This window comes from Bradyrhizobium sp. CCBAU 45384, from assembly GCF_028128665.1.
Lineage (GTDB): Bacteria > Pseudomonadota > Alphaproteobacteria > Rhizobiales > Xanthobacteraceae > Bradyrhizobium > Bradyrhizobium manausense.
Genome location: NZ_LBIZ01000073.1, coordinates 1 through 16502 on the forward strand (window position 1 = coordinate 1; position 16502 = coordinate 16502).

The 16502-nt window shown below is 62.1% G+C and carries 12 protein-coding genes and 4 pseudogenes; 6 read left to right on the plus strand and 10 right to left on the minus strand.

Annotated features, from left to right (window positions below; genetic code table 11):
- The 3 genes from XH80_RS03720 to XH80_RS03730 form a co-directional block, all read right to left on the minus strand.
- The coding region (locus tag XH80_RS03720) for a nuclear transport factor 2 family protein (protein ID WP_271597382.1) at window positions 1-878 on the minus strand (878 nt) is incomplete at its 3' end.
- Window positions 879-2263: 1385 nt separating this feature from the next.
- Window positions 2264-4882: a cation-translocating P-type ATPase gene (locus XH80_RS03725; protein ID WP_333968638.1), complete on the minus strand. Its 2619-nt coding sequence runs from the start codon at window positions 4880-4882 to the stop codon at window positions 2264-2266.
- A gap of 111 nt (window positions 4883-4993) precedes the next feature.
- Window positions 4994-7279: a heavy metal translocating P-type ATPase gene (locus XH80_RS03730; RefSeq protein WP_271597383.1), complete on the minus strand. Its 2286-nt coding sequence runs from the start codon at window positions 7277-7279 to the stop codon at window positions 4994-4996.
- A gap of 627 nt (window positions 7280-7906) precedes the next feature.
- Here XH80_RS03730 and XH80_RS03740 point away from each other — a divergent pair.
- The 4 genes and pseudogenes from XH80_RS03740 to XH80_RS43850 all read left to right on the plus strand — a co-directional run.
- Window positions 7907-8435, plus strand: a pseudogene (locus XH80_RS03740) (carboxymuconolactone decarboxylase family protein); the annotation flags it as partial.
- A gap of 10 nt (window positions 8436-8445) precedes the next feature.
- Window positions 8446-8670: a 4-oxalocrotonate tautomerase gene (locus tag XH80_RS03745; RefSeq protein ID WP_271597384.1), complete on the plus strand. Its 225-nt coding sequence runs from the start codon at window positions 8446-8448 to the stop codon at window positions 8668-8670.
- Window positions 8671-8790: 120 nt separating this feature from the next.
- Entirely contained in the window at window positions 8791-9168 is a 378-nt protein-coding gene (locus XH80_RS03750) for a (R)-mandelonitrile lyase (protein ID WP_271597393.1), read from the plus strand.
- Window positions 9169-9190: 22 nt separating this feature from the next.
- Window positions 9191-9271 (plus strand): annotated as a pseudogene (locus XH80_RS43850) (hypothetical protein); the annotation flags it as partial.
- A gap of 64 nt (window positions 9272-9335) precedes the next feature.
- Here the strand turns inward: XH80_RS43850 and XH80_RS03760 are convergent.
- The 5 genes from XH80_RS03760 to XH80_RS03780 all read right to left on the minus strand — a co-directional run bounded on the left by XH80_RS03760 (window position 9336) and on the right by XH80_RS03780 (window position 13282).
- A complete protein-coding gene (locus XH80_RS03760; protein WP_271597385.1) occupies window positions 9336-10211 on the minus strand; it encodes an alpha/beta fold hydrolase in 876 nt (291 codons plus the stop codon).
- Between the two features lie 36 nt (window positions 10212-10247).
- Window positions 10248-10709, minus strand: a complete 462-nt coding sequence (locus tag XH80_RS03765; protein WP_271597386.1) for a carboxymuconolactone decarboxylase family protein — start codon at window positions 10707-10709, stop codon at window positions 10248-10250.
- 68 nt (window positions 10710-10777) lie between these two features.
- Window positions 10778-11185: a cupin domain-containing protein gene (locus tag XH80_RS03770; RefSeq protein ID WP_271597387.1), complete on the minus strand. Its 408-nt coding sequence runs from the start codon at window positions 11183-11185 to the stop codon at window positions 10778-10780.
- Between the two features lie 28 nt (window positions 11186-11213).
- Window positions 11214-12554: an epoxide hydrolase family protein gene (locus tag XH80_RS03775; protein WP_271597388.1), complete on the minus strand. Its 1341-nt coding sequence runs from the start codon at window positions 12552-12554 to the stop codon at window positions 11214-11216.
- A 50-nt stretch (window positions 12555-12604) separates the two neighbouring features.
- Complete coding sequence (locus XH80_RS03780) at window positions 12605-13282, minus strand: VOC family protein (RefSeq protein WP_271597389.1); 678 nt, start codon at window positions 13280-13282, stop codon at window positions 12605-12607.
- Window positions 13283-13439: 157 nt separating this feature from the next.
- Here XH80_RS03780 and XH80_RS03785 point away from each other — a divergent pair, with 157 nt between their 5' ends.
- Window positions 13440-13937: a MarR family winged helix-turn-helix transcriptional regulator gene (locus XH80_RS03785; protein ID WP_442869108.1), complete on the plus strand. Its 498-nt coding sequence runs from the start codon at window positions 13440-13442 to the stop codon at window positions 13935-13937.
- 78 nt (window positions 13938-14015) lie between these two features.
- Window positions 14016-14429, plus strand: a pseudogene (locus tag XH80_RS03790) (transposase); the annotation flags it as partial.
- Window positions 14430-14786: 357 nt separating this feature from the next.
- On the opposite strand, the gene XH80_RS03795 reads toward XH80_RS03790, so the two are convergent.
- Both XH80_RS03795 and XH80_RS03800 read right to left on the minus strand, forming a co-directional pair.
- Window positions 14787-15413, minus strand: coding sequence for a hypothetical protein (locus XH80_RS03795; RefSeq protein WP_271597391.1), 627 nt, complete (start codon window positions 15411-15413; stop codon window positions 14787-14789).
- 346 nt (window positions 15414-15759) lie between these two features.
- Window positions 15760-16502 (minus strand): annotated as a pseudogene (locus XH80_RS03800) (transposase); the annotation flags it as partial.

The window sequence follows — 16502 nt, forward strand, 5'->3', positions numbered from 1 at the left end:
AAAACAAGCTGCTTCGGCTTGAGCGTAATCTCCTTGCCATCGCGCTCGACGAGGACCGTCCATTCCTTTTTGGCGTCGTTCCAGTCAGCGTGTTTGGCCGTGGTGCCGGTCCAGTAGTTCAGCTCCATGACTTTGGTGTACATCTCCAGCCAGTCGCCGATCTTGTCCTTGGGCGAAAACACCGGCCAGTTCTTCGGAAAGTCGATGTAGGGCAAATGATCGTACCAGACCGGGTCATGCAGGCAGAGCGACTTGTAGCGGTTGCGCCAGGAGTCGCCGGGACGCGCGTTCTTCTCGACGATGATGGTGGGCACGCCAAGCTGGCGCAACCGCGCGCCGAGTGCGATGCCACCCTGGCCGCCGCCGATAATGAGCACGTACGGCTGCGTTTTGAGGCCGAGCTGCTCGGTTTCCTCGTCCCGCAATTCTTTCCAGGTTTTGGCGCCTGGATTGACGCCGTGGCGGGCGCCAAGCGGCCGGGTGAAGCCCGCCTTCTCCTCGTAACCCTTCAGCTCGACCATCGTCGTCAAAAGCGTCCAAATCTGGCCGTTCTGAAGACGGATTAGACCGTAGCCGCGGGCGACCTCGGTCTCGAACGAGATCCAGCATTCGGCCACCCCGTCGGTTTCAGAAGCGTTTTCCCCGTCGGCTATTTTCCAATTGCGTGGCTTTGCGTGCGCCAAGCAGGAGCTGAGCATCTCGCGGATCTGATCGCGACCTTCCATTGTCTTGATATTCCAAGTGAAGGCAACGAGGTCGCGCCAGTAGCACTCGGGTGCGAACATCCCTAGGGCGGCGTCCAGGTCGCCTGCCACAAGCGCCGCTTCGAATTTGTCGAGAAAGGCCTGGATGCGCGCGTTAGGCGTGGTGTCGAGCATCATTTCCTCCCAAGGACTTTTGTCTTTCGGCAACTGTCGCAAGCTTATCCGAACTTTCGACCGAAACCAGACTTGCGCGGATCAACTTTTTCACAGCACTTCTAATCAAAGACCGGCACCTTGCCGCGCTGCGTCAATCTGCGGATTGCTCATGTTTCGCTTTGCAGAAAGTTTGTCATCAGGAAATGTCATAGCACCATGGCCTTGCCATTGTCCTTGCGGAAATCCGCGATAGTCTTGAAGTGTTAATCGGCGTTGGGTCCCTGCGCCGATCGGCGCGCTAAATCGTTGATTCAGATCCGCGCTGCCCGAACGCGCGGGCCATTTCGCGCACTCAACTGCATCGCGCGAAGAGACTCGATGGAAGTTCTGCGTCAGGCACCAGAGTGATATTCCAAGTAGCGCTCCGCCCACGCCAGCATGTATGCGAATGCCAGTGTTCACCTGCCCCGCACTCAACTGCCTTCTTAAAGCCGTGTCTCTCGGCCCATGCACAAGCACCGCGTCGCCGTTCCAAACCAGATCCACGCATCCGTCGGGAAAAAGCCGAATCTGGCGCGCCCAGCCTGCGGCTCCTGTCCAGGTACAAGCGGCTGCTCGGCTTACTTCGGGATCGTCGATGGCAAACTCCTCGTATTCGGAGTCAAGCCACTGTCCGTTTCGACATTCCGGCGCTTGAAACCTTGCTGTGCTCCTGAGTGGGGTGGCCATTCGCCAGCCGATCTTCTGATACCCGCGAACGATATCCCGCGGTGTTTCACGCACTAACGTAGTTCAGTCTACAAAATTGAAAAAGAGAAAGACAAGGATAAATCAATAGATGTGCCGGTTCGGAAAAAAGCAGGGCTGACGACGGCCTGGCCTCTATTGCCCTCATGAAGCCTTAGAACAGAGATAGATGCGAACTCGATTCGCTTTCTTGCCTTCAGCCTTCCTCTTGTCAGAAGCTGAAGCGCTAAGAACGAAGTCGTCAGTTCACTCAGACGGGATATGAGCTCATCCTGAAAAGGCGATCCATGCTTTCGGCCGAGCATCACTTCGGCACGATCAAGGCCCTTTTAGGAGCGGCCCACTTCTTGATGAAGCGCCTCCGGAATGTCGCCGCAAGCGAGCCCACACGTTATCCGCGACCAATCAGCCAGATGATGGCCCCGATGCAGATGACGCCAATCATGTAAGGTAGCAAGTAGCTTAACAATGTCCTCACCTCAACCTCCCGGCTCCCTGTGTTTGCAGTTTTGAGTACGTATAGGCATCTCAAGATGCGACCTCATCAGGGTGGCGCCTTAGCCGCGCAGCCCGCCACAGTCGGCGCGCGTTCGGCAAGTAATTGCACGCTTCCACGCGGCCGACCAAGTTTCGAAAACAAAAGGCTTCGTTTGTCGCTATCGCACTCTCGCAATCCATCTGACGACCGCGCTGCCAGCTTGCGTGATGATTAGCGGCACCACGCTGAAGATAATCACGATCAACCACATTTCAGAGCTTGGGGGCGCAAGCTGCAATAGATGCGCTGCTGACGGTAGGTGGGGTGGCACAGCGAGCAGCGTTGCACAGAGCAAAAGAGCGCCCCACAACCAGCCGTTCCGCGTCACCTCGTTGACGAAGAGCGGCGAGCGCGGATCACGCATGTTGAACGTGTGCCAGAGCTGGGCGAAGGCGAGCGTGAGGAACGTGGTGGTGACTGTTGATCGGGCATCGAGAGCGAGCCAGGCCGACGCGGCCAGCGCCCCAAACGTGCCGCCGGTCAACGCCGCCCCGTGCAAGACGATCGTGATCCATTGCCGGCGGCCCAAGATGGGCTCTTTCGGATCGCGAGGCGGCCGCTTGAGGATGCCCTCCTCGCCCTCGCCCATGGCAAGCGCGAAAGCGGGGAACACGTCTGTCACCAGATTGAGATACAGAATTTGCAGCGGCAGGAGCGGCAAAGGAAGCGCCAGCGACACGGCAAGGCCGACCGCCAAGACCTCGCTGAGATTGCAGGACAGGAGGTAGGCGACGAAACGGCGGATATTGGCGAAAATCACGCGCCCCTCGTGGATCGCCTTGATGATGGTTGGAAACGCGTCGTCGAGCAGGATCATGGCTGCCGCTTCGCGGGCGACATCGGTGCCGCGCAAGCCCATCGCCACACCGATATCGGCCTGCCGCAGAGCGGGTGCGTCATTCACCCCGTCCCCCGTCATGGCGACAATCTCGCCCACAGCCTGATACGCCCGAACGAGTGCGAGTTTTTCATCTGGAGTGACTCTCGCGAATATTCCGATGTCTTGGAGCGCAGGCTGCCCGGTTTCAATCATCCGCCTGATATTTTGGCCCTCCACGACGTTCGCAACGTTCTCCCCAAGACCGACGGCTCGACCGATACTTTTCGCCGTCACCACGTGATCGCCTGTGACCATGACAACGCGAATTCCCGATCGCCGGCAGTCCTGGATGGCCGGTGGCACATCGGCCCGCGCGGGGTCTTCTAAGCCGACAAGACCAGCAAGCACCAGCCTGTCATAGGGTACGGCATCGGCCACCTGGTCGATTCTCGTCGCGCAGGCAAGCACCCGCAGGCCCTCATGGCCAAGCCGATCGGCTCGGCTCAGCCACTCCGCTCGCATGGTGTCATCAAGCGCGACTTCGCCGTTACCGACAGACAAGCGCGTCGTCGCGGCCAGCACCGCCTCGGGCGCCCCCTTTACGGCGATCAGTACACCGTCCCCATGCTCATGAACGGTCGCCATCATCTTGGCGACGGGATCAAAAGCATGCTTGCGCATGACGTCGCGCCCTTTCAGCAAGGCTGTCCGCCCGAAGCCGGCGCGCAGCCCGGCACGCAGAAGTGCGATCTCCATGGGATCGCCGCTGCCGCGCTCCTCGGAACCATCGAGATGCGCGTCGTTGCATAGAACCGCGATCCGGAGCAATTCGGCCGCCTGCGGATCGCCAGCAACCTGCCGCCCCTCGCCTCCCTCTGTAGCGCTGGTCCCCAGCTCGATCTCGCCAGACGATGTGCAGAGCCGCCGCACTGCCATCCGATTTTCGGTCAAGGTACCGGTCTTATCGGTGAGAATGACCGTGGTCGCTCCGAGCGTCTCGACCGCCGAGAGACGTTCGATCAGTGCGTTTTGCTGCGCCATGCGCCACATGCCACGGGCGAGCGCAAGCGTCGCGACGATGGGGAGACCTTCGGGAATTGCGGCCACGGCGAGCGCGATGGCCGCCTCGATCATCAGGAGAGGGTCTTTGCCACTCAATAGACCAATGGCACCGATGACGGCCGCGACAGCGATAGTCGCCCAGACGAGTTGCACCGACAGGCGCTCAAGCTTACGCTCGAGGGGTGAATGACCCGGATCGGCTTCGAGAACCAGCCGCGTCACCCGGCCGAGTTCTGTGATGATTCCGGTCGCGACCACCACACCAACGCCGGTGCCGCGCGTGATCGCGGTGCCCTTGAACGCCATCGACGCGCGATCGCCGAGACGGGTGTCGGCGCTGACCGGCTCGACATGCTTGTCGACGGCGACGGATTCCCCGGTCAGTGACGACTCGTCCGCTGAAAGACGAGATGACTCGATAAGGCGCAGGTCGGCCGATACGGCGTCACCTGCTTCCAAGACCACGACATCGCCCGGAACGAGCTCCTCGGCCGGGATCACTTGAACCCGCCCCTCGCGTCGGACACGGGCGGTCCGCGTGCCGAGCGCGCGCAAAGCCTCGATCGACCGGACCGCCTTCAACTCGGTCACGAAGCCGATCAGCGTGTTGATGGCAAGCACCGCAAAGATGGCGCTGCCCTCCTCGAGCTCCCCGAAATAAAATGCCAGGCCGGCTGCGCCGCTCAGGAGATAGACGACCGGACTCTTGAACTGGTGCACCAGCAGGCGCAGCAGGCCGGCTGGACGCCGCGAGGCAATGGTGTTCGCGCCGAAATGCTTTCGTCGTACGCCGACCTCGGCTTCGGACAATCCCTCGGCGCCGGACACCCGGAACTGCCCGAGCAGTTCCGCCACGCACAGAGCATGCGGACATTTCGGCAATATCAGCGGGCCAACGACTTTCTTCTTCGCGATGGCTAACCTCCTTTGCGCCCGAACGGACATTTTGTGTGGCTAAGGCCGGGCCTAAGCCGCCACGGCTTCGTAGATGTCCTCTTCCTGAGCGGTGTGCATGCGCACCAGCGTCTCGATGGCCTCGATCACCCGTTGCGCATCGCGCACGATGTAGCGGTCGATTTTCTCCGAGGGCATGTCCTCGACGATTCGGCTGAGCAGTCGGGCAAGATGCAGGATCTCCCGATGGGCGCGGCTCATGGCAGAGAGGCCATGGCGCTCGCGCAGCACCTCCGCAAGCTTCGGATAGACGCTGTCTTCGTCATCGCGCTCGTGTTTCACGACGCTGCTCTGAACCAGCCGCTGGGCTTCTTCGATCAATGTCCTGGCGCATTCGGGCGTCACGTCATCCAGGGCATCGACGATTTTGCGCAGGCGGTCCAAGTCCCTGAACAAGGTCTGATGATCGTGGCGCAATGTCAGCCCTTGCTCCGCGGCGATGCGACGGCGACCAACGCCGAGGGCCGGAGTGAGCGCGCGCAGCGCGTTCAGGATAACGGCGACATCGATCACCTCCTGCGTGATCGCCGCCGGCACCGGGGCGAGCCAACCCAGAGTCGCAGCGAGCATTGCGACGAGCGAGAGCCCCATGCCGACGACAATACTTTGCAAGGCAATCCGCCGCGCCCGCTGCGCAATGATAATCGCTTCGCCCACGCGATCAAGACGGTCGGCCAGGATCACCACATCAGCCGCCTCAGACGAGGCGCTGGCGCCCCGCGCGCCGAGCGCGACACCGACGTCGGCTACGGCAAGCGCCGGGGCGTCGTTGATGCCGTCGCCGACCATGATGGTCGGATGCAGCCGCTGCTCGCCGCGCACTGCTTCGACTTTATCGGAAGGGACGCGGTCGGCCAGCACGGCATTGAGGTCGAGTGCCGCACCGATGGCCTGCGCCGCCGCGGCGCGATCGCCAGTGACCATCACTATGCGCGCAATGCCCGCGTCGCGCAGTAGCCGGATCGCCCGCGGCGTATCGGCCCGCAGCTCGTCCGCCAGAAGCAACGCACCAATTGTGCGCCCATCCACCGCGACAAAGAAGATCAGCGCCGAACGCCACGAGGCGCGCCGGATTGCCCGCAGCTCCCACGGCGACGGCTCTGAATTCGAGGGTAGCATGTGTCGTGCGCCGGCCGTGACCTGCCGTCCATCGATCAGGCCGCTGATGCCGGACCCCATCGCCTCCTTAACCTGTTCGGGTGTTCTCAGCTCGAGGCCGCGCTCGACGGCCGCCGCCACAACGGTCTTGGCAATCACGTGATGCGAAGCCTGCTCAAGCGATGCCCCAAGCCTGAGAACCTCGTCCGGGTCCCCTCCCGGTGCAATCTCGATCGAAAGCAGCCGCGCCCCTCCAACGGTTAGGGTGCCCGTTTTATCGAATAGCACCGTATGCGCGCGAGCCAGCGCCTCCAGCGCCCCACTGCCCTTGGCCAGGATACCGCGGCGCGCCGCTTGCGCGACGCCGGCAATGAAAGCGACCGGTGCAGCCAGGATCAGCGGGCAAGGCGTCGCCGCCACCAGGACGGCCAGGCTACGGGTCAGATCACCTGAGATCCGCCACGCCACGAAGGCGATCACGATCGTCACCGGCAGAAGGATCAGCGCGTAGCGATCGGCCGTCCGCACAAAGGGAGCCTTGGCCGTTTGCGCCGCCGTCACCATCCGCACGATGCCGGCATAGGTGCTCTCGCCGGCCGGTGCAGTTACGGTCAACTCGAACGTCTCGCCGGCGTTCAGCGAACCTGACAGAACGGCACTGCCACGCGCTTTTTCGACTGGGATCGGTTCGCCGGTCACGGCGGACTCGTCGATAGTGGCCGAGGCCGAACCAATGATGCCGTCGACTGGAATGATCTCGCCGGCCCGCACCAGGAGCTCTTCACCGACCGCGACGGCATCAACCGGGACCTCTTCGATCTGCTCGCCGCTTTTGCGATGCGCCTGGCGCGGCGCACGATCGACCAGCGACCGCAGGTCGCGCTCGGCGCGTGCGACCGCGATATCTTCCAGCACGTTGCCGCCGGAATACATCAAGGCGACCACGGCTCCAGCAAGCGGTTGGCCAAGCGCCAACGCCGCGCTCATGGATAGCAGCGCAATCGCATCCACGCCGAGACGGCCGCGGAGAAAATCCCTGACGATCGAGACCGCCAGTCCTCCGATCACGGGAGCCGTGCCTAGTTCCCAAGCAAGATCGGCCAGATCAGGCCGTCCCGTCGCACGTGCAAGAAGCCCCGCGATCAACCCTGCGATCGCTATCGCAACTAGGGCCCACCGCAGGAGCCGCTCAAACGACATCATCCCGTTCCTACAGTTGGAGACGCATCAAACTGTCCCAAATCCGGCTTCGCCGATTGAGCAGGATCAACGCGATAGCTGCGAAACACGCCTGCCCGGCGCAATGCGGTCACTAGGAAGACAATCACTACCCCCCCGAGCGAGGCCGGAAACAACGGCCGCAGGACGACCCGAGCGGCGCAACAGCTCAAGCTGACGCAATTCGGCGCGCCCGTCCTTCGCGACGTAGACATTCCAGCCCTCCCCGCGGCGAAACAGCGCGCCGTCACATCGGATGGCGCCAGCCAGCCGCGGCGCGCCTGATGCTTTCGGGGCTCGGCATTTTCATCCTTGCCAATCTCGCGACCGTCTGGGCGCCGAACTTCGCCATCGCTTTGGTGGCCCGAGCCGTCGCAGGCCTCGGCGCCGCCATCTACGCGCCGACCGCCAACGGGTCCGCGCTCACCGGCTTCGGCTTCTCGCTGGTCTATCCCGGCTTCGGCGTCGAAGCGGTCCGCCGCGTGCCGGCACAAAGCCGAGGTCTCGCCATGGGCGAGGGGTTCGCGATCAGCCACCAGGCGACGAATGAAGCGCAGAGCACAGTGGCCGAACTGACGAGAAACAGAGCGTTCAGCCTCGACCCGGTCGCACTACCTGGCGCTCGCGCTCGACAACCGGCGTGAAGCCGTCCGAGATATCGGAGATCATCACGCACCTGGCGTTCTACACCGGTTGGGCGAACGCGATCGATGCGATCCCCGCGGCGCGGGAGGTCTTCAAGAGCCGCAACATCGGGGTCGACCAGCTCCCGCCGGCGACAGGGCCGCAGCTTCCGCTCGACGAGGCGGCTGAGAAGCAGCGGGCGACGCGGGCCGGAGAGCAGTTCGGGCAGATCACGCCGAGCCTCGTCCAGTACACCACCGATGCGTGTTCCGGGATCTCTGGCTCAGGCCGGCGCTTGCCCCGCGAGACCGCAGCCTCGTCACGGTGAGCGCCCTGATCGCCACCCGGCCAGGTCGCGCAGATCACCTATCATTTGAACCGCGCGATGGATAGCGGACTGACGAAGGAAGAGGCCGGCGAGGTGCTGGGCCATCTCGCCTTCTACGCCGGCTGGCCCAACGCGTTTTCTGCGGCGCCCGTCGTCAAGGACGTCGTCGAAGAGCGCCCGCACTGAGAGGAACGTCATGCCTCACGTCATCGTGAAGCTCTATTCCGGGAAGTCGAAACAGCAGAAGGCCGCGCTCGGCCGAGGCCGTCACGAAGGTCGTGGTGGAAAGTCTGGGTTACGCTCCGTGTCGGTCGGCGTCGAAGATGTCGATCCGAAGGACTGGACTACCCGCGTCTACGGGCCGGACATAATCGACAAGCCCGAGACCATCTTCAAGAAACCCGGATACGACCCGCGCTGAAAGGAAGCTCGATGATCACGCGCAGAAACGTGCTCGTCGCCGGGGGCGCGCGGCCACTCTAGTCAGTTTGAACTTCAAATCAGCGCAGGCCATCGAGCCTGCAAGGAGCTCTCCATGGACATGGACATCAAGCGCAACGGCTCTCGGCCCTCGCAGAAGGGATCGAGCGAATGGTTCACCGGAGCGGTCCGCATCGACCCGCTCTTCGCGGCTCCTGATCCGGCTCGCGTCGGCGCCGGCCAGGTCACGTTCGAGCCCGGCGCCCGGACGGCCTGGCACACCCATCCGCTCGGGCAGACACTGATCATCACGGCGGGCCTCGGTTGGGTGCAACGTGAGGGCGGCCCCGTCGAAGAAGTCCGGCCGGGCGACGTGGTGTGGTTTCCGCCGGGACTGAAGCACTGGCATGGCGCTTCGCCGACCACCGCCATGACGCACATCGCCGTTCAGGCAAGCGCGCCGCGAGCCCGCCGAGGACCTCATCAAGCACCTGCATGACCTGACGCCGTAGCAATTGCGCGTGCTCGAGATGCACAAGCCTAGCCTGCAGAACAAGCAGATCGCCTATGGGCTGAAGATCGCCGGGACCACCGTGAAGACGCATGTCCGACATCGAAGCTTGAGCATCCGCAGGCCGATCTGCCGTCGGGGTAGCGAGGTGGCAGTCATCGGAAGGAGGCGCGAACCTCATCGGCGGTCCGCTTCGGGTCCTGGAGGTGAGGATAGTGTCCAATGCCAGGAAGAAGCGCGAGTTCCGCGTGCAGCCTTTCGGCGAGCTCTGTTCCCATCTCTTTTCTGATGTAGAGATCTTTCTCGCCCCAGACCACCTTCAACCGGGTCTTGAGCCGGGCGAGTTGCGATTCGAAGCGGTCCTGGTCCCGCGTGAAGTGCGAATAATAGTGGGAAAACGCATCCACCACCGTCATCGCGCCCTGGCTCCATCCGCGGGACACGTCGTCCCTGAATTCCTGCGGCACTTCGAATTGCGCTTCCCTGGGCAAGCCCCTCGTGAAGGTATTCTCGAGGATCTCGTCGCGATTCCTGTTCATGGCGGCGCGGACCTGATCCATGGCGGGCCCCGCTTTCAGATTTTGCAGGCTCTCGTACATCAACGCTGGCCTGTTGAACGGGGCGAAGTCGCCCACGATGATTGCCCTTGCGATGTCGGGCTTCTCCACCGCCAGCAGGAGGGCCGGCAGGGCTCCGATGTCCGTTGCGTAGATCGTCAGCCGCGACGTGTCGATGCCTGCTTTGGCGATGTACCGATCCAGAACATGCGCGTAGTCCATCGGTGCGTAGGAAAACCTGTCGACCGCTGGTCGCGACGAAAGACCGTAGCCCGGCCAATCGAAGGCATGGATTTCGTAGTCATCGGCGAGGGCCTCGGCAATCTCCTTCCAGGCGTACAGGGTCTCCGGAAACCCGTGCAGAAAGAGAACAGTCCCTTTCGGTCTCACGTTGCGCAGAACCATCCTTCTGAGCGTGATATCTTCGCCGATTGCGAAGAAATCGATCGCACTTTCGTCGATCCGGTGTGACAAGGTCGGTCTCCTTCCGATGGAGAGTTCCGGCTCCTGCTACGCTCGATGCTCGAGCACGGCCTGCGGCGTGTTCCGAAAGCTTATGGCCACGCGATTATAGGCGTTCATCAAGCCAATCGCGATCGTGAGGTCCACGAGCTCTCGCTCGTCGAACACCGCGCGGGCGTCCTGATAGGCGTCATCCGGTACGCCCGTCTCTGCGACGCGTGTCACGGTTTCGGCCCATGCAAGGGCGGCACGTTCGCGCGCGTCGAAGAGTGGGCCTGCTTCCCTCCACGCCTGGACCAGCGCGAGCTTGTCGATCTTCACTCCCTTCTTGAGCAAGTCGCGGGTGTGCGAATCGAGGCAGTGAGCGCAGTTGTTAATTTGGGAAATGCGCAGATAGACCAGGTCGACCAGCGCGGGAGGAAGGCCACTCTGCATGACGTAGCCGTAGACACCGCCCAGCGCCTTCACGCCTGCGGGTGCAATCTGATTGTAGTCGAGACGCTTACTCATTTTCTTGCTCCTTGATGATGACTCCCGTTCGACAGAAGTTGTCGGCTCTCTTTCGTCGCCGACCGCCGTCACTTCACCAATGTGAGGAGTGGCTTGCCCTTTTCGACGACGTAGGTGGCGAGCTCGCTGCCGGTGACGCTGCCGACGTTTCTTGCCGCATGAACCGTTCCGGCCGGAATGAACAGGACGTCGCCGGCCTTCAGCGTGATCGGCGGCTTGTCCTCGATCTGATATTCGAGCGAGCCCCCGAGGACATAGATGATCTCCTCGCCCGCATGCGTGTGCTTGCCGAAGGCGACGCCGGGTGCGAGGTCGACGCGGACCTGGACGGCTTCACGTCCGGGCACGGAGAGATCGTGCCGCTGCAGATCGGTCCGCGTCACGCCCGTCTGCTGAGCCTGCGCCATGGGCGCGGCCAAAACGTTTCCGGCGACAAGCGCCGCGATCGCCATCATCTTCACCTTAGTTGTGCTCATGTCATGCTTCCTTAGATAGGTGGTATGGTCAGATCGATTTGCGCAGGGACCGGAAGCCTGCACGAAGCTCGTCCGCGAAAAGCTGCGGTTGCTCCCAGGCCGCAAAGTGCCCGCCCTTGTCGACCTTGTTGTAGTGGATGAGCTTGTGATAGGCGCGCTCAGTCCAGCTGCGCGGAGCCTGATAGAGCTCGCCGGGAAAGACGGTCACGGCCGCGGGAATCGAGATGTTGACTGCGTTCAGCGCGCTCATTCCCTTGTTTTCCCAATAGAAGCGTGCCGCCGAGACCGCGGTGTTCGTCAGCCAGTAGAGCGTGATGTCGTCCAGGACGTCGTCGCGGGTCACGGCGCCTGCGGAGTGGCCATTGACGGTGCGTCCGAGCACGGCGGACGTGATCGCCGCCGCCGGCTGCGCATCGCCGTCGCCGTGGTCGAGAAACCATGCGGCGAGGCCAACCGGCGAATCCGCCAATCCGTAAAGCGTCTGCGGCCGCGTCGCCATCATCGCGGCATAGGCAAAATGCTTGGCGCGAAAATCCTTCACCTGATCGAAGGCCTGTTGCTCCTCGGCCGAGAGACCGGTGGGGGCCTCACCGCTCAGCAGCGCCTTGCCGATCTCCGGCGGAATCGTGCCCGGGAAGTTGGTGTGAAAGCCCACCAGTTCCGGCGGCGCCTCTTCGGCCATCGCCGTGGAAATGAGCGCGCCGATGTCGCCGCCTTGCGCGACAAAGCGCGTGTAGCCAAGGCGCTTCATCAGCTCGACCCAGGCGCGCGCGACGCGGGGAGGTCCCCAGCCCGTGGTGGTCGGCTTGCCCGAGAAGCCGTAGCCGGGAACAGACGGGATCACGACATGGAAGGCGTCCGATGCGCTCGCGCCGTAGGCCGTGGGGTTGGTGAGGGGATCGATGATCTTCAACTGCTCGATGACCGAGCCCGGCCATCCGTGCGTGACGATGAGCGGCAACGCATTGTCGTGCTTCGAGCGGACGTGAATGAAGTGAATGTCCAGCCCGTCGATCTCGGTGATGAACTGCGGCAGGGCGTTCAGCCTGGCCTCGATCTTCCGCCAGTCATAATCCGTCGCCCAATAGCGCGCGAGCTCTTGGAGGATCGCGAGCGGCACGCCCTGCGAGTCATCGGCGACCGTCTCCTGCTCCGGCCACCGCGTCGCATTGATGCGTCGTCGGAGATCGATGAGCGCCTCTTCCGGAATGTTGATTCGGAAGGGGCGGATGTCGTCACGCGTGGCAGCTGGCGCCGGGTGTGCGGGGAAAAGACTTGCGGCAGCTGTTGCGGCAATTCCCATCGCGGCGGAGCGCAAGAGCTGGCGCCGGTACGGGTTGATGCTGTCCGAGATTGATTGCGCAGGCATTGGGGAAACTCCCTCACTCGTTCAGTTGGGTGACGTCGCAGCCTCAGGCCTCAGACCGGAAGCGGCTCGCCGGCCTGCTCGCGGGCGATGTAGTCGGCGTACCAGTCCGGCCAATTCGCATCGTGCTGACCGCCGTTCCGCTTCTCGTGCTCGCCATGCGCCACGGACGCACGCCGGAGCGCACTCGCGAGCTCGGTCGAGGAGGTGAATGTCGTGGCTGCTGCCTCGACGCGTCCCGGCAATCGCGCGGTGATTTCCTGGAACAGCCAGCCGTTGCCGTCGGGATCCCTGAACGAGACGTAGGAGCGATAGCTGCCGCGCGCGGGATCCAGGCCACTGATCCGACGGCGCCCGAAGAGATAAGGCTCGTCGGAGCCGGTGTGCACGTCGCCCTCGGCGTGGAAGATTTCGCTGACCTCGATACCGCGATCGCGCAGATCGTTGCGCGCGGCTTCGATGTCGGAGACGATCAGGTACAGGCCCTGGGCGGAGCCCGGAGCCGCTGCGGTCACGTTCTTGCCGAAGATGACCGAGGAGGGTGAGCCGGGCGGCGTGAACTGGATCACTCGGTAGTCGTCGGATCCTGCGAAATCGGCATCGATCCTCCATCCGAGCTTCGCGTAGAACGCCTTGGCGCGGTCGACGTCGGAAACGGGGATGACGACGAGCTCGAGCTTCATATCGATCGCGGGGGCTGTGGTGGTCCTGGCTGCAGTAGTGGCGGGCATGGGGCTCTCTCCTGAATTAGATCGTATCCGATTTATTCGGACGCGCCGTATAAAGGACCGCAGGCCGTCAATGTCAATCCTTCCGATTTAATCGGATACGATATATATGCATTCGGAACTTCACATGTCCGTGTCGGAAAGGACGCCCCTAATGAGCCTGAAGAGCAGTCCCCGGGCCGATTCCAGAGATCATTCAACGGCCAATAAGCAGCAGGAACCGGCGGGCGAGCGCCGCCTCGCCGATTTCCTGTGCTTTGCGATCTATTCGGCCAACCTAGCCTACGGACGGGCCTACAAGCCGGGCCTCGACGAACTCGGCCTGACCTATCCGCAATGGATCGCGATCGTGGCTCTGTGGGAGCAGGATGGCCAGACGGTGAGCGAGCTCGGTGCCAAGATGTTCCTGGAATCCAACACCCTGACGCCGATCCTAAAAAAGCTCGAGGCAATGGGCTATTTGCGCCGTCAGCGCGATCCCGCCGACGAGCGCCAAGTGCGCGTCAGCCTCACCGACGCCGGCCGGCGCCTGCGCGAAAAGGGCATGCACATGAACCTCGTAAAGTCGAGCGGGCTCAAGCCGGACGAGTTCGCCCGCCTGCAGAAAAGCGTTGTCGCGCTCCGCGACAATCTGATCAAGGCGATGGCGGAGGAGTGACCGGCCCCCGCCTACTTTGCATGGGGTTGTTTTTCGGAATTTGGTGTTCGCACCTCTCCGCCTTTGCGGGAGAGGCTCCACCGCGTAGCCATCGCCAACAGCCGCCTGATCACCTGCGACGCGCGTGGCGTCACCCTCAAATGGAAGGACTATCGGATCGAGGGCCGCGATCGCTACAAGCAGATGACGCTCGCTACCTTCGAGTTCATCCGCCGCTTCCTCATCCACGTGCTGCCCAAAGGCTTGCACCGCATCCGTCATTACGGCCTGTTCGCCAAAGGCGCTTGCGCCGACAACATCGCCCGTGTGCGTCAACTGCTCGCCGCTCCAAAACCTGACGGCCAGCCTACCAGTGCCTCTGTCGATCCGAGCAAGCCGAGCTGTCCATGCTGCGGCGGTCGCATGATCATCATCGAAGTCTTCAAACGCGGCACAACGCCACGGCATTGGCCGACAGCTCCAACGACCGTCATCAGGCTCGACACTTCATGACCGCGTCACAATCCCGCAAATCTGCCCATCGTGCTCGCCGCCTCTCGATCGGCCACGACGGGGCGCGCTCAGATGCCGGCTGGTCATCGCAAATCGTCCGACAATTTAAGCAGCTTGACGTCACCCGCCACTCATTCGTCAGCCGCGTCACCGTCGCACAAGCTGTTGAAGCAGCTCGATCCGCATCAGACAGCTCGCCCGCCGCACTCAAATCCCCATAGACCCCGCGGCACGGCTTTACGTTCCCCCAGCGCGGTTTCCTCCCTTGGAGGCTTTCGGACGCCGACCCCGACGTGCGCGGCAACACCTTCATGGGGCCGGCATCCGAAACCCTTCACACTAGCGGAACTACCTTGCTTATTTGTTTCGTTTCAGATCGCGAGATTGTTCAAAATCCCACCAGGTCAATCGGTTGGCGAGCGTCTCTTCGCGCGTGAGGCTGGATCCATCGAGACGCAGATTATTTTCGAAGTAAGTCGTTATCCAGGACAACTTTTGCTCAATGCCTTTTGTGATTGGATCGTCAGTGCCTTCGATCGCAATTTCATTCCAAGTGATATTTGCACCCAGCGATGCTTGGACATTGTTGCGGTCGACTGCGATTACGCTGCTCGGATCATTCACGTCCGCAAACGTTACCAGATCCGGCAGATCCTTTGGTGCAATCTGGCGTGGGCCGCGCAAACGCGCGACGCGCGGCAGATTGTCCATAAGATCTCGTGACCAAGATTCGCCGTATGCCTGCAACATGAGCACAGTTCCCGGCCCTTCCTCCTCCGTCCAACGGATTTCGGCATCGTATTTCCTGTGGAGCCTACTTGTAAGCAATGCGATCAGGGGACGCATCCCTGGGCCAAGGTCCAAATAGAGTGCTTGTCCATCGAGCTTATGCATCGTGCCTTTCGCGGGAAACGAGACATCCCAAAAGGTCACCTGGACCACGCTCGAACCGCGCTTAACGCCATCCGGCGTGTTGACAGCCAATGTTAGCTTGTATCGGTAGCTCTCTGCTCTTCCGCATGCCGCAAGGCAAAGACTGATAACGATGAGCGCCCCGAACCGAGTAACCGGTAAGATCGTCGGCATTATGCGATGACCAAATGGGTGAAAGACTCGTCATTAGGTTGTGCAGCCAAACAATGTCAACGTATGACTTGGCGGATGCTCAATTTTGAATGAAGCGGCCCCGACTTCCGCTCCGGGTCTTGGTTGTGTGCAAACGGATAGGAGGGCCCGTGGTCGTCAGTCGATGTTCTCGCGTTGGATCGCCCATGACCGGTCAAATGGGTATCGCGACGCGGCATTGCGGTTTTGGACGCACTTCCGGCCTTCAGGCGGCGCGGATGGCGGCAATCAGGCCCGATTTGCCGATGATGTTCATCACCCGTGTGAGGTTATAGGCGAGAACATGCAGCGCCATCTCAGCGGCGACATTCCGTAGGCGCTTCATCAGGAGAGTGGGTCGCACCCATACGGGCTTTGATCGTGCCGAAGGGATGCTCGACGGTCTCGCGCCGCGTCCGCATGGCCTCGGGATTGGAATCGAGCCGTCTCTGGACCTCCTCGACCACATGCTCATGCTCCCAGCGCGTGATGCGACGCTCCTTGGACGGCGTACATTGGCTCTTGATTGCGCAGCCTTGGCATGCCGCCGTCGACCAGTAACGGCGCAGCGTCATTCCATGCTCGATGTTGGTGAAGTGATATGGCAGCAGCTGACCGGATGGGCAGCGGTAGACGTCCTCATCAGGCAGGTAGGCGAAGTCCTGTTTGCCGAACCGGCCCTCCGCCTTGGCATTCGACGTCATGGGCTTGGGCAAGGTGACTGCAACGCCAGCCTCTTCGCAGGCTAATATCTCCTCTCCGTCGAAGTAGCCACGGTCGGCGACCGCCTCGAGTTTGTCCGCTTCGAGCACTTCTTTGGCTTGCTTCGACATCCGAGCAAGCTGCCCTCGGTCGTTGCCGACGTTTATGACCTCGTGCGTAACAATCAGATGGTGTTCGGTGTCCACCGCGACCTGGACATTGTAGCCGACGACACCCGATCCGCGGCCGCTGGTGGCCATCGAACGG